This is a genomic window from Aquitalea sp. USM4, assembly GCF_004328945.1.
In the GTDB taxonomy this organism is placed as follows: domain Bacteria; phylum Pseudomonadota; class Gammaproteobacteria; order Burkholderiales; family Chromobacteriaceae; genus Aquitalea; species Aquitalea pelogenes.
In genome coordinates, this window is sequence record NZ_CP029539.1 from 2,058,579 (window position 1) to 2,073,153 (window position 14,575).

Consider the following 14,575-nt stretch of genomic DNA (forward strand, 5'->3'; position numbering starts at 1 on the left):
AAACTTGTTTCCGTCCGGCGGTCTACTCCTTTCACCCTTTACTCTGGCAGAACCCCATGTCCAGCTGGCTTGCCCGTATTTCTCCGGAACTGGTCGAACGCCTGCCCATCGGCGCCCGCGGCCACTACTTGCTGCTGCAACCCACGCTTGCCCCTACACCCTTGCTGTTGCCCCAGACCGACCAGGCTTTGCTGCAGCGCTGGCTGGCCTTGCGCGTGATACGCCAGCGCTGGACTACTCTCGTGGCGCAAAGTGGCGATCCAACCCAGGCCGAAGATTTGCTGCGCCGCCTGCTGGAGTGTGGCTGGTGTGAGGTGGAACTGCATGCCGAGCCCGACCGGCTGGGCCAGTGGGAGCCGTTCTGGGTCAGCTGGCGCGAGGTGTACCAGTTGCGCAGCCTGATCGGCCTGCCGGATACCGATGCGCGTGATGAAGTCGTGCAGCTATGGCGTGGCTGGCAGCCGCAAAACCCGCAGTTGCAAGCACTGGCCGATAGCCTGACCCAGCGCGTGCAGTCCTCCACGCTGGAGCGGCGCTTGAAAATTGCCCAGGGGCTGGACAACTGGCTGACGGCCGGACTGTGGGGCACCGAGCGCCAGTTCTCGCAATACGCGCTGGGCCGCAGCAAGGCCTTTGGCGAGGCCGACCGGCGCTGGCTGGCCGAGTTCGGCATTGCACTGGAATCCTGTGGCATTTCGCGCCATACCCCGCACGTTTTCCTGTCCGGCGCGCTGACGCTCTATGCCGCCGGTCAGCCCTTGTTGTCTGCCGCCTTGTTGCAAAGCGGCCTGGCACTGGCACCGGAAGCGCTGCTGCAGGTGGATGCAGTACGCGGGGCCGTGCAGATGGTGCGCATAGTGGAAAACCTCAGCGTGTTTGAAGTGCTGACCCGACAAGCCGAGCCCGTACTCACCATCTGGGTGCCGGGTTACCCGCACCGGCGCTGGCTGGACGCGGTGGGGCATGTGCTGGCCTTGCTGCGCTTGCCGGTGCAGGTGGCCTGCGATCTGGACCCGTCCGGCGTAGCCATTGCGCTGCAAGTGGGCGAACTGGCCGGCAAGGCCGGTTGCGCCTGGCAACCCTGGCGCATGCAGGCCGACGACCTGACCCTGGCCTGTGGCGGCCAGCCACTGAGTGCCGACGATCAGCAAGCCCTGGCACGTCTGGCTGGCCGCAGCCTGCCGCCCATGCTGGCCGACCTGGTCGCCGCCATGCTGGAGCGTCAGCTCAAGGTGGAGCAAGAGGCGCTGTTCATCGCCCATGCGGGAGATGCAACGGCCAGTTGATGACAATACCGAGCGCTTGCTTGATAATCGGAACATCCATCATCAAGCGGAGCGCCCATGCGTACCCTGACATCCTTGCTTGGCAATTCCCAGAAACTGGACGGCGGTGCCATGTTCGGCAATGCGCCACGCGCCATGTGGAGCCAATGGCTGGCCCCGGACGAGGCACACCGTGTGCCGCTGGCCTGTCGCTGCCTGCTGGTGCGTGAAGAGGACGGCCGCCGCATTCTGCTGGAAGCCGGTATCGGCGCATTTTTTGCGCCGGAACTCAAAGCCCGCTACGGGGTGGTGGAAGACGGCCATGTGCTGCTGGACAATCTGGCCGCTGCCGGTTGCAGCCACGAAGACATCGACGTAGTAATACTGTCCCACCTGCATTTCGACCATGTCGGCGGCCTGCTGTCCGCCTGGGATGGCAGCCCGGCGCGTTTGCTGTTCCCCAAGGCGCAATTCGTGGTCAGCCGCAGCGCCTGGCAGCGTGCCAAAGAGCCACATGCGCGTGACCGCGCGTCGTTTATTCCCGAACTGATTACCTTGCTGGAAAACAGTGGCCGACTGGTGCTGACCGATGGCGAGACACCGGCCTGCCTGCCGGCTGATTACCGCTTTCATCTGAGCGACGGCCACACACCGGGCATGCTGCTGACCGAAATTCCGCTGGAAGACGGGCCGGTTGTCTATGCTGCCGACCTCATTCCCGGCGCGCCCTGGGTGCATGTGCCCATCACCATGGGTTACGACCGCTTTCCGGAGCAGCTGACCGACGAAAAACGCCAGTTGCTGGAAGGCTTGCTTGCCCGGCAAGGGCGGCTATTCTTCACCCACGACCCGCAGTACGCCATGGCCTGGGTAAACCGCGATGCCAAAGGCCGTTTCCATGCCGCAGACCATATGCCACGCCTGACGGCACTGGCGCGCTGACTGTGGCATTTGTTTAACATTCTTGACAGGGCAGGGCGGCCCGGCTGCCGCGGCCAGCCAGCTGTATAAAGCAGGAGGAATGTTGGCTAAGTCATTGTGTTGTTTGATCAAATAATACGACAATATTATTGATATTTTCAGGTAAGTTATTGTTTATTTGATTGTATCCAATATTGTTTGATCAATTTGCAATGAAAATATTCAACAGGATATCGACAGCGCCCCCATGTCCCGCTTATGCTGCTATGCAGATTGATGCTGATGTCCGCCCACCTGATACGTGCAGGGTGCCATGTTGCTGGCAACATGCTGGCGGGCGTCAATGGGGAATACATCTCGTGGGGGATGTCGTTGACCGGGGCTACGGCTCCGGTTTTTTTTTGCCTGGCTTGTGATGCAGACACAAGACGTAGTGTCGAAACCAACAGTGATGTAATGCACCCCAATCCCCGTGGCGCGCGGCGCGTGTTTACGTGGCGGGGCTGCCCGCCGTGCAGGCAGGGGAGCTGCGTCGCCAGCCCCCCTGCACCCCCAGGCGACCCCGGGTTGCGCGAATTCCCGCTCTTTCCGGGCCGGGCAAGGCGCCGCCGAACTCGCCATTCGCTAACGTCGAATGGCTCAAACAGGGCGGCGGCTTAAAACCTTGCCCAATCCCGGCTACAGCGGCGCGCGCCACGGGGGAATGCTGCGTTGGCCGCGTAAATTCTTAGCGACAATATCCTGAGTCGAATATGTCGTGCATTCACCAGCCAGGTAGCGTAAAGCCAGTAAAAGCCTTGTTTGCAGCAGGCGGTTCAGTTTGATTGAAATGTTGCGCCGCAAAACAGTTGCCAGCCTTCCGCCCGGCATGGCATGGTTGAAACCATGAGCTCACCGCGTTCTTCCCATACTGCCGCTTACTGTCTGCTTACCCTGGCTGCCCTGTTCTGGGCTGGCAACTTCGTCTTGGGCCGTGCCGTCCATGCCAGCATTCCTCCGTTCACCCTGGCTTTTGGCCGCTGGCTGATTGCGCTGGCCGTGCTGCTGCCTGTCGGCCTCAAGCCCATGCTGGCGCAGCGCCCGCTGTGGCAGCCGCACTGGCGACGCATCATCCTGCTGGCCTTGCTGGGCATTGCCAGTTTCAATTCGCTGGTTTACCTGGGTTTGCAGTCCACCAGCGCCACCAATGGCGTGCTGCTCAACTCCTTTATTCCCATCCTGATCGTGCTGCTGGGCGCGCTGTTTTTCCACCTGCCGCTCAATCGTCGCCAGTTGGCTGCGGTGTTGCTGTCTTTTGCCGGGGTGTTGCTGCTGGTGGCGCATGGTGAACCATCCCGCTTGCTGACGCTGGATATCAACCATGGCGATGCGCTGGTGTTTACCGCCATGCTGGCCTGGGCCGTGTATACCCTGTTGTTGCGTGGCCTGCCCGCCGGGCTGGATCGGCTGGGCTTGCTCACCCTGCTGGTGGCCATCGGCCTGCTGGCCATCCTGCCGCTGTTTTTGCTGGAATATGCCCAGGGGCGGCGGGCGGTGCTGAATGTCACCACGCTGGCCAGTTTTGCCTATGTCGGCACCCTGCCCTCGGTGCTGGCTTATCATTTTTACAATCAGGGCGTGGCGCGGGTTGGTGCGGCGCGGGCCGGCAGTTTCATTCATCTGATGCCGGCTTTTGGTGCCGTGTTGTCCATGTTATTGCTGGGTGAGGCCATTCATGGTTATCACCTGCTGGGGATTGCTGCCATTCTGGGCGGCGTGTTGTTGTCGGCGCGCAGCGCAGGACGTTAACAGCGGCTGACAAAACTGCTGCGTCGGCGCGCCTTGCATCAGGGACGCGATGCTATTTTGTTAGCCGCTCTCAATGAACTACAGGCTGCGCTGGGCGCGGCCGGGAAAGGTTGAATCATGAGTCGTTTCTGGAGTCCGGTGGTGCATCAGCTCACCCCCTATGTGCCGGGCGAGCAGCCCAAGCTGGATACGCTGATCAAACTCAATACCAATGAAAACCCCTACGGGCCGTCGCCCAGGGTGCTGGCGGCCATCCGCGCTGCCACCGATGACAGCCTGCGCCTGTACCCGGACCCGAGCGGCGACAAGCTGAAGAATGCGATTGCCGGCTACCACGGTGTCAGCCGCCCGCAGGTGTTCGTGGGTAACAGCTCGGACGAGGTGCTGGGCATCGTGTTTCAGGCCCTGCTCAAGCACGAACAGCCCTTGCTGATGCCGGACATCAGCTATGGTTTTTATCCGGTGTACTGCGGCCTGTTCGGTATTCAGGCGCAACAGGTTCCGCTGGATGACAGCCTGTCCATCCGGGTGGAGGACTACCGCCAGCCCTGCGGCGGGGTGATTCTGGCCAATCCGAATGCGCCCACTGGCCGCCTGCTGCCGCTGTCTGCCATCCGCCAGCTGCTGGATGACCATCCCGACCAGGTGGTGGTGATCGACGAAGCCTATGTCGATTTTGGTGGTGAAACTGCCATCGCGCTGGTGAATGACTATCCCAACCTGCTGGTGGTGCACACCCTGTCCAAATCGCGCTCGCTGGCCGGGCTGCGTGTGGGCTATGCGGTGGGCGATGCCACGCTGATCGAGGCGCTGGAGCGGGTGAAAAACAGCTTCAACGCCTATCCGCTGGACCGGCTGGCGCTGGCCGGGGCGGTGGCTTCGTTCGAAGACGACGACTACTTCCGCCACACCTGCCAGGCGGTGATGCGCACGCGGGAACAACTGACAGCGCAATTGCAGGCACTGGGCTTTGAAGTATTGCCCTCGGCGGCCAATTTCGTGTTTGCCCGCCATCCGCAGCACGATGCCGCCATGCTGGCCACCGGCTTGCGCCAGCAGGCGGTAATCGTGCGCCATTTCACTGCGCCGCGTATCAACCAGTACCTGCGCATCAGCATTGGTACCGATGCCGAATGCGCACGGCTGGTACAAGTGCTGGGCAGTTTGCTGTCCTGAGACAGCAGGCCGATTTCAACCTCGGAAAGGAAGCGACATGAGCGAGCAAGACCGCGCCGCCGGCAAGGCCCGCCGCACCCAGGTGATGGGTGAGGCCTTTGTCGAACGGGCGATGAGCAATCTGGATGGCTTTTCCGCCCCCTTGCAGGACTGGCTGAACGAACACGCCTGGGGCAGCACCTGGCAGCGCGAGGGGCTGGACCTGAAAACCCGCAGCCTGATCACCTGCGCCATGCTGGCAGCGCTGGGCCGCAGCACCGAGCTGAAAGGCCATGTGCGCGGTGCCATCAACAACGGTGCCAGCCTGGTGGAAATCCGCGAGGTACTGTTGCACAGCGCGGTGTACGGCGGCGCCCCGGCGGCGGTAGAGGCTTTCCGCAGTGCGCGCGAAGTGCTGAACGAGCTGGGACTCAAACTGGAAGAATAGGCTGACTGGCGGCAGGGTTGATTTTCTGCCGCCAGGCCCCACACTGAGTGCATCTCCACCCCGGCGGCCGGTCGCAGCATTGGCCGCCTTTGCCTGAAGGACATGAAGATGGCATCTGTAACCCTGCGTGGTAACCCGGTTGAAGTGGCAGGTACCCTGCCGGTCAAGGGCGACAAGGCTCCGGCCCTGACGCTGACCAACGGTGATCTGGCTGACGTGACCCTGGCCGACTTTGCCGGCAAGAAGAAAATCGTCAACATCTTCCCCAGCGTGGATACCCCGACTTGCGCCACTTCGGTACGCAAGTTCAACGAAAAAGCCGCTGGCAAGGCCGACACCGTAGTGCTGTGCGTTTCTGCCGACCTGCCGTTTGCACAAAAGCGTTTCTGCGGCGCCGAAGGCATCGAGAACGTGGTGAACCTGTCCACCTTCCGCAATGCCGACTTCCTGCAAGCCTGGGGCGTGAAGCTGGCTTCCGGCCCGCTGGCAGGCCTGACTGCCCGCGCCGTGGTGGTGCTGGATGCCGACAACACCGTGCTGCATAGCGAGCTGGTGGCCGAAATCGGCAGCGAACCCAACTACGAAGCCGCGCTGGCGGTGCTGTAAGCAGCCTGTTTTGTTGACAAGCCCCTCTCGCTTTCCATAAGGAAAGCGAGGCCCCCTTACAGGGTAAGGGCGGGGGGATAGGGAATAAATGGAAGGCTGCGAAAGTAATCAGTGAATCGAAAGGCCCGGCTTTGCCGGGTCCAGTGCAATCGAATCAAATAACTTTGTCAGCAGCCTGAACGGCAGCCCATGATGGCTGCCGTTTTTGTTTCTTGCACCTCAGTGCTGTGGCTGCAAGCGGAACCAGCTGAGCGCCTGGTGCAGTACCCCGGCAGACTCCGCCAGTTGGTGCATGACAGGGTGGGCATTGCGCATTTGTTCGTCGATGCTGCTGGCCAGGTGGGCCAGTTCAAAACCATGCTGGCGAATGCTGTTGCCGGCCTCGCTCTGTTGCTGGCGCACCTGGCTGATCTGGCCCATCAGCTGGTCCAGCTCGGCCAGCGACTGGTCCACGCCGGACAGGGCAGTGTCCAGTGCCTGCTGGGCATGCTGGTTGTCATGGCTGGCCTTGCCGGCGGTATCAATGGCGTCGCCCAGCGACTGCTTTACCGTTTCCACCTGCGACAGGCAGTCAAAAATGCGCGAAGTGGCGCTGGCGGTGCGCTCGGACAGCTTGCGTACCTCATCCGCCACCACGGCAAAACCCCGGCCCTGCTCGCCGGCACGGGCAGCTTCAATTGCTGCATTGAGCGCCAGCAGATTGGTCTGGTCGGCTACATCGCGAATCAGGGTGCTGATCTGGGCGATATCGCCAATCGACTGGTTCAGCTGCTGCATTTCCTGCATGGCGGAATCAATGCGAGCGGCCAGGTCCTGCATGGCAGAAGCATTGGCACTGCACAGCTGGCGGGCATGCTCCGTGCGTTGCAGCGCCTGTTGCGATCCGCTTTCTGCCTGGGCAATGAATTGCGCCACGCTCTCGGCCTGGCTGGCAATCTGCGCGGCTGCTTCGTTGCTCAGATTGGCCTTGCCGCTTTGCAAGCGGCTGGCGTCGGCCGCCTGGCTGGTGATTAGCTGCAATTGCTGGCTGTCACGCTGATTGCGGCTGGCGTGCTGATGCACATTGCTCAACAGCTCGCCCAGTCGTTCAAGAAAGCGGTTGATGCGTGCGGCCATTTGCGCCAGTTCATCCTGCCCCTGCTCCGGCAAGCGGGCAGCCAGGTTGCCTTCACTCAGTGCATCCACGGCACGTCCCATGGCGGCCATCTGCATTTTCAAGCGCCGTGCCAGTGCCAGCTGAATCAGCACCACCGCCACACTGGCCAGCAGCAAAGGCCCCAGAATGATGATGGCTAGCTGTTGCAGCATGGCATGCATGGCTGCTTCTTCGGCTGCCTGATCCTTGCCGGCCAGCACCAGTTGCTGGTCTAGCAGTGCCACCAGCGGCACCAGGCTTTGCTGATAGGCCTGTTCCGGAATCGACAGCGCATCTTGTGGCGCGGTTTCGGCAATGGTCAGCGCGCTTTCCAGATTCTTGGCGTATTGCTGCCACAGCATATTGCTTTGCTGTGCAAACTTTTCCGCGCTGTCCGCAGGCAAGGCCGCTGCAATGCGGCTACCCAGTTGCTTGACCTGCTGCTTGACCTGTTGCAGATGCTTGGCTGTTTCCGGCTGCAAGGGGTCGGCACGGGACAGGCTGAGCACGCTGGCCTTGAACTGGTAAAGATTGGCCGACAGTTGCTGATGCTGGCTGTAGTCATCCACATGCCGGGTGAGGGAGAACAATTGCTGACTGGTAACGGCCAGCACAATCAGCAGGCTGGCCACGGTAAACAGGATGGTCAGCCATAAACGCTTGATAAGAGACATGATTGCAGCTTCTGCACAATGGATGCTGCGCAGTGTAGACCCTGAGAATGACAGTTCCATGACATGACTTAATGCCAAATGCTTAGAATTGCCTGTGAAATGGCTACATCATTTACAAGCAGGTCTTGGCAATCCGGGCCGGACATCATGCAACAGGGCCTTTGTCACCACCATGCGCCAGAGGCAGGAACCGGCAACCGGGCAGGGCATACAGCAAGCCGCTGCGCGCTCAGCCCTGTCGTATTGCTGTGGCCAGTTCATTGCATCTTCATTGCATCAGCGTTTGGCGCTGATGTTGTCCTTGGCTGCAGTGGAGGGCACGGGCAAGGCAAACACCCGTGACGGCAGCTTGAATTGCAACAGCTTGAGCAAGGCCAGTGGCCCATCTCCAGCGCTGGTGCGCAGGATGTAACGTGCGGTCAAGCCATCTGGCAGGGCAAAGTCCAGTTGAAAACGGGCTTTGTCCAGTTGCACCACCCTGGCTTTTTCCAGCAAGCGGACGAAGGCCCAGCGGCCGCTGAATTCCAGCGTTTGCCGTGTGCCGGTAGCCAGCGACAGCCACTGCAAATAAGTGCCACCGGGCTGCCCGGTCTGCGGCCAATGCATGGCTACCCAGGCCTCGTGCTGGTTGAAGTACTTCAATGCCTGGCCATCAATCATCAGCGTGGTTTCGGCCAGGCCCGGCATGGCAACCGGGCGCAGCTCAAACTGATAGCCGGCATCGCCTTCGGCATACAGCAGGCTGGACAGGCGGCTCAGTGCATTCACCGCATTGAGAAAGTCGGCATCGAAAGGCGCGGCATTCTGCAAGGTGGGGCTGGGCAGCCATTGATCGCCTTCCTGCACCAGCGCTCCAGCCAGTGTACTGCCCAGAAAGCGGGCAATCGCGCCTTGTTCCGGGGCCAGAAAGCCGGTCAGCACCGGAATGGAGCTGTCGTTATCGCTGGCATTGAAGGGAAAGCGCCCGGCCAGCTGACTACCCCAGGGCAGGTAGATGCTACGGCGCCACAAATCATTGATGTCAAAGGCTGCAGGCAGCATCACTACCTGATTGGCACTATCCAGCGGGCTGACAAACAGCTGCTGCGCAAAACCAGCCCATTCTGCCCCCAGGCTGGCCGCCAGCATGGCCGCGTACTCCTGGCCATGGGCCAGCGCATTCTGTTCGCCCTTGAACAGCGCTTGAGCCAGCTGGCGGGAAGCGGCATCGGGGTTGGGCGAGGAGGCCAGCTGTTGCAGCTTCAGCCGCACCGAGGTGACGGATTCCAGATAGCGCGCCAGGCTGATTGTCTGGCTGGCTTGTGCATCATCCGGCGCAGTCAGCCGCAACAAGGGCCCAAAGGCACGAGCCAGCGGGGCGGAAGGCTGTGTCTGCTGCATGGCCGCCTTGTCACCGGACTTGCCCACCAGTGCGCGGGTTTTGTCCAGCAAGTCACTGGCCAGGGACTTTTCCGCCATGCCAGCCTGCCCCTGATACTGGATCATGCTCATCAAGGCCAGCAGCGGCGAGCGCTGCGGGTCGGCATAAGTGCTCAATTGCTCCACCGTGCTGGACAGACTGTTGGCAGATTGCCAGCGCAGCCCGTTCAGCCAGCGTTGCCAGGCGGCGGCGTAGTCATTGAAATAACGTTGCTGCAAGCGGGTTTTCAGCAGGCTGCCTTTACTGCGTGCAGCTTCTGCCCCCATCACCCATAGCGCCTCGCCGCCCTGTTTCGGGTCGGCATTTTCGATGGCCGTGCGGACATGGCCATCCCATGCTTCGCGGGTATAGGCACCGGGCAGGGTGCCGGGCAGAAGGAACAGGCCACGGCTATCCACCCCCGGCAGCAGGCTACTGGCGGTGCGGGCCGGATATTTGTCAGCCGCCTGTTGCAGGATGGACTGGTAAATCGTTTCGTCGCCATGCTCCACCCCGTTGAGGCCAAGCAAGGTCTGTCGGGCAGCGGATACCACGGCAGGGCTGGCCGCCAGCTTCCATTCCGGGTGTGCCGCCAGATGCTGCGCATAAAAGCGCATGATGTCTGCTTGCGGCTGGCCGTCGGATCCACTGCGCAGGCGTAGTTGATCCGACAGGAATACCGCCTGCGTGCGGGACGGTGTGTCCAGCATCAAATAGCCTTTCAGGCTGTCAAACCCCACCTTGCTGGCCAGCGCAATCGCCTCGCCCCCGCCGGATAGCGGCAGCTTGTTCAGCTCAAGCAAAACGCGCTGGATATCCTGTTGCGCAGGCGTAATCACCCACTGCCGGGCAGCCTTGCCGTAAGCGGCAAACAGCGGTGCCTGCACCTTGTCATTCAGGTTCAGGCCAAAGCGCGACAGCAGGGGAATACCGGCGTTGGCTTGCTGTGACAGCTGCTGCAATAACTGTTGGCTGCTCAGCAAGGCTGGCAAGGCCTGCCTGATGGTGCGGGCGGCATTCAGCTGGGCGATGCGGGCCTGGGCGTCCATCACCAGGGTGTGATTGCGCACGGCGGACACGCCCACCGCCACCGCCAGCAGCAGGGACAGGGCACACACAAGCCAGCCGATGAGGTCGGTCAGCGCAAGACGATGGCGGCGCGGTGCACATTGCACACAATCCTCCACCACATGGCCTGCAATATGCGGTAAGTCAGCACCGGCAATCCACGCCAGGCGAATGATGTGCTGCCCGTCTGGCAGGTGGCGGCTGATCTGCGCCAGGGATTCGGCCAGATCATCAATCACGCCGGGCTGATCCAGCGCAGCGGAAAAGGCCAGCGTGGCCGGGCCTTGATGCGCCAGCAAGGCTGCCTGGCCGTCAATGGCGCTCTGCCAGACCAGCTGGCGCAAGTCGGCCCGCGTTTGTGCCGCATCGCCGGGTTGGGTCAGCACGCAGGAAATGCCCTGCTCCGGTACCGTCCAGCCAGTGAGGGCAAGGCAGACCGGCAGCCGCCACTGACAGCGTGCATTCAAATCCAGCAGCTGTTGCAGCTGCATACTCCCGGTTTTCGGCAATGTGTCCGCCACCAGGGTGACGGCATCCAGCGGCACACGCCAACGGCCACGCAAACGGGCGAGGCGCTTTGCAGGCTGTTCCGGGGTGATGCGCAGCAGCAAGGCATCCGGGCTATCCAGCCAGAGCGGTGCCGGGGGCTGGTCGACATCCGCCAGGCTGGACACTACCTTCTCCGGCAATAGCATTGCCACCCATGGCTTGATGCTGCGCCATTTGCCCGGGTACTGATGTCGCATGTATTGCAGAACGGAATCCAGGCCCTCCGACCTGCCATCCATAGTGGTGTTGGCACGGTGAAAGCGAGGCACCGCCAACGCAGCAGGCCCCCGGATCAGCAGCACTAACCAGACAAACACCGCCAGGGTTGGCAGTAACACGGCCCAGAAGAAAAGACTGGTTTGCAACAAGAAGCCATCCGTCGGCCCCTGAAACAGCGTTTTGCCATACAACCAGACCAGCAACAGCGCCAGTGCTCCAATTGCAAACAGGATGAGGGGTATCCAGTAAACGCGGCGCGGGGTAGGGGAAGAGCTTGGCAGGCTGGTCATGGCGATGGCCTCTCACGTTTGGCAATGCAATTCAAAGGACATTCACGCTTACACACGGTCAGCGCTGGCGGAGTTATTGCAAATCAATATGTGGTTTGAGTGACTACTGGCCGGCCTATGCGCCCTGCCTTTGTCGTTACTGGTGGAAAACGCTGGGTGTTATTTGCTTTCATCACCATCCAGTAAATCTGATTTGGACCAATTGCATTCATTGCTGGGTGTATTTGAGTTGTATGCGCCAGAGTCAATTCTGAAATGGTATCTTTTTTTTCTATTCTTGGATAAATATACAAGGCTTGGTACATCGCCTCCTTGCCAAGTGTAAGTGTAATAGCCGGTTCTTTTTTTGTTAACAATTTCTGCATAGGTGTATGAATAACTAATAAGCCTTGCGCCTGGGGCAGTAAGATCTTCATAAGATAGAAATTTCAAAGGTATTCTGGGGCCATTTTTATACTGAATAAAACCAGCGCGCCTTGGATTGTCAAAGTCCAAACTTAGGCTGATAAATATTGGACCTTCCTTTTCTAAGGATGAAAAACAAGCGGTGTCTAATGGATTTTTTTTTGTTGAGATTGTATTGCTAGAATTGGCAATGCCTGCAATAAATACAATAGAAGATGCTAAGGTAGTGAGCATTTTTGACATGTACATGTCCTTGAAATTGACTAAGTAGGGCAATGTTTAATATTTTGAGATTTATGGTCTTTGTAAAATGTAGGGTAAATTGAGCGAATGGATGGTCTCGATATATTTCTTTCTTTCAACCCCATTTTTATCTGTAACTTTTTCTTTTTCGCTATCTCTGCGCCAGGTAAAGGTGATGTTTACACTGTCTTTGGGTGGAATGGCATCATGTAAAATCCATTTGCAGTACTCCAAGGCGTGTAGTCGTCGCTCAAGTCCGTTGATGTATGGATCAAGAACCCAACCATTGACACCCTTGCTAACTTTGACGCCATCAATAATAGATGTGCCTCGATCACACAGGTCGTGCATGCTGGTGAAATTTAGTATTTTTTTGCTGATCCAGTAAAAGCCGCTGCTATCGATGCAGCCAAATAGATTATTGATGGACGGAGGTTTTGTATTTTTTAGGCCCGGTGCTCCTGGCTTTGCAACCAGATTGTCCGGGTCCCAGCCTAATTTCGCATATACGCCAAGCTGTGCATCTGGGGCGGATGGTATTCCTCGGAATTTGCCATATTCCTCATAGGCCTCGAAGTGAGTGAGTTGAATAATGCCGCGCCCCCAATAGGGCTTGTATTTTGCGCTTTGAAGATGTGGCTCGGCTAAAAATGCCAGATAACTGGTTTCTGGAATGGTCTGGGAAATAAAATGGGCTAATCTGCCTTTGCTGTGTAATATTCCATATTTGTTAAAGCCTTGGCATAGTGCCTTTGTCCAGGTTTTGGCTGTGGAGAATGCTGCTTCCCAACTCTTGGATTCGGTTTTGAATTGTGTGCCGTGAAGGTATTTGAGCGTTCTTGGCAGTAATTGCGCAAACTCAAACTCCGACAGCCAATTACATTTCCTGAAATGCAGGATGAACTCCCTGGGGTTGAAGAACCAGACATCTTCCGTTATCGCGCCCTGGTAAAATGCCTTGCTGGCATTGTCTACAGTAGGTAGACAAGCACTGGGGAATTTATTGTTGTTGTCGACGAATCGCTGCCAGAAGCAGGCTTTGTCCAGGTCGTCCATTAATTTCTGGAATTTGCTATTGTCTAGTGGTATGGGGTTGAGCGGGGATGCCACTTTGCGCCATTGTTGGCGCACTGCCTTCTTTGCTTTGTCCCATTCGCTGGGAATTTTGCAAATCATTTTTGATAGTTTGCTACTGACAGCCGGGTCAGTTAATGCCCGTTGTAATGCGGCTGCGTTTTTCTCACTGCCCGCTGGATACAGTAGTGAATGAATGATTTTGCTATCACACAGGCCGTTATCAACCGGGTCATCATCGATGAGGGTCCAGTCTGCCCAGTCCGGGAAATCGCCATCACTAAATACGGTAATGGGCTTTGCGCCCTGGGCGGGTGCGGCATTGAGATTGACCCAGGCCAGGCCCTGTGGTGTGTCAATCTGATGCCAGTGTGGAATGTCATGGCCAATTTTCTGGGTGTTGACCTCATCAATGATGCGCCCAAATTTCAGCATTTCATAAATTGCGCTGGGGGCGATTTTTTTATACTGTTCGCCCATCTTGACTGCTCGGTTATAGAGCTTGTATTCGTATGCCTGGTAGAATTTGTTGTCTTTGGCGCGCTGTGGGATGCTGATGTATTGATTGTCTTTTAATAACTTGCTGCTTATCGTGACTTCACCCTTCTCAAATTTGATGGTGACGTATAAATCTGTCGTACTCGGTGTTGGGTTTTTGAGGGTGGATGCGCTGTAATCTGGCGCTGTCGCCTGGAAATATAAGGGAGTGCCTGCCGGGATGTAGTAGTGGGTATCGCCGTAAACAATGTTTTTCCGGCCGGATTTGGCGAGGTTCAGCTTGCCGCTGCTGCGACCGGTGATTTTCTTTACATTTGCGCCGCTGCAAAATATTTCAAAATGGATGCCGCTATTGTCTGCCACGTTACCGACATGGCCAATCAGGTCTTTTCTATAGACGGGGCTACCCTTGGCGTAGGCTGTCTTGATTGCTTCATTGATGACTTGCAGGTGTTGATAGCAGGAGTAATACACAATGCAGCCTTCTGCCTCGCTGCCAATCTGGGTTTCATGCCTGATGATCACCACTCCGCTGGAGTTGGCGTGCTCGCTGAGGTCTGTCCCTTTGTCCTCGGCGTAATACATGACGGCACCGTCGGCAATCGCCCATACGGCGTTGTTGTCCCCCGATCCGACAAAGCCGGTAATGTGCAGGCCGGGGTGCCATTGGCCGGATTTCCCTACTGGAAATCCGCCCCTGTCGCGATTGGGCATCATGTTTTCCAGCCATGCCCTATCTTCTTTCTGGGTGGTGGTTTGCGCGTGTGCTGGTTTTAGTAGTACAGGTGGTCCGATTAACATGTTTATTCCTTGTTCGGATTGAAAGATGAGCTGGCGA

10 protein-coding genes are annotated in these 14,575 nt (G+C 58.4%); 6 read left to right on the forward strand and 4 right to left on the reverse strand.

Translation table 11 applies throughout. The features are described from left to right. Positions 1-56 precede the first annotated feature (56 nt). The 6 genes from DKK66_RS09685 (at position 57) to tpx (ending at position 6,183) form a co-directional block, all read left to right on the forward strand. Positions 57-1,286 carry a DUF2399 domain-containing protein gene (locus DKK66_RS09685; RefSeq protein ID WP_131357530.1) on the forward strand — a complete coding sequence of 410 codons (1,230 nt, stop codon included), beginning with the start codon at positions 57-59 and terminating at the stop codon, positions 1,284-1,286. Positions 1,287-1,343: 57 nt separating this feature from the next. Further along, on the forward strand, positions 1,344-2,207 hold the full coding sequence (locus tag DKK66_RS09690; protein WP_131357533.1) for an MBL fold metallo-hydrolase: 864 nt from the start codon (positions 1,344-1,346) through the stop codon (positions 2,205-2,207). Positions 2,208-3,071: 864 nt separating this feature from the next. After that, entirely contained in the window at positions 3,072-3,974 is a 903-nt protein-coding gene (locus tag DKK66_RS09695; RefSeq protein WP_045847916.1) for a DMT family transporter, read from the forward strand. A 117-nt stretch (positions 3,975-4,091) separates the two neighbouring features. Beyond that, a complete protein-coding gene (gene hisC / locus DKK66_RS09700) occupies positions 4,092-5,150 on the forward strand; it encodes a histidinol-phosphate transaminase (RefSeq protein WP_131357536.1) in 1,059 nt (352 codons plus the stop codon). A 37-nt stretch (positions 5,151-5,187) separates the two neighbouring features. Further along, on the forward strand, positions 5,188-5,577 hold the full coding sequence (locus tag DKK66_RS09705; RefSeq protein WP_045847912.1) for a carboxymuconolactone decarboxylase family protein: 390 nt from the start codon (positions 5,188-5,190) through the stop codon (positions 5,575-5,577). Positions 5,578-5,685: 108 nt separating this feature from the next. After that, on the forward strand, positions 5,686-6,183 hold the full coding sequence (gene tpx / locus DKK66_RS09710; protein ID WP_045847917.1) for a thiol peroxidase: 498 nt from the start codon (positions 5,686-5,688) through the stop codon (positions 6,181-6,183). 219 nt (positions 6,184-6,402) lie between these two features. Here tpx and DKK66_RS09715 read toward each other — a convergent pair whose 3' ends face one another. The 4 genes from DKK66_RS09715 to DKK66_RS09730 all read right to left on the reverse strand — a co-directional run bounded on the left by DKK66_RS09715 (position 6,403) and on the right by DKK66_RS09730 (position 14,538). Continuing rightward, the gene (locus DKK66_RS09715; protein WP_045847913.1) at positions 6,403-7,992 is read right to left on the reverse strand and encodes a methyl-accepting chemotaxis protein; all 1,590 of its coding nucleotides are present in this window, start codon (positions 7,990-7,992) and stop codon (positions 6,403-6,405) included. A gap of 276 nt (positions 7,993-8,268) precedes the next feature. After that, positions 8,269-11,517, reverse strand: coding sequence for an ImcF-related family protein (locus DKK66_RS09720; RefSeq protein ID WP_131357539.1), 3,249 nt, complete (start codon positions 11,515-11,517; stop codon positions 8,269-8,271). A gap of 159 nt (positions 11,518-11,676) precedes the next feature. Further along, positions 11,677-12,165 (reverse strand): hypothetical protein, encoded by a 489-nt coding sequence (locus DKK66_RS09725; protein WP_131357542.1) that lies wholly within the window; start codon positions 12,163-12,165, stop codon positions 11,677-11,679. A gap of 51 nt (positions 12,166-12,216) precedes the next feature. Next, positions 12,217-14,538 (reverse strand): M23 family metallopeptidase, encoded by a 2,322-nt coding sequence (locus tag DKK66_RS09730; RefSeq protein ID WP_131357545.1) that lies wholly within the window; start codon positions 14,536-14,538, stop codon positions 12,217-12,219. Between the last annotated feature and the right edge of the window lie 37 nt (positions 14,539-14,575).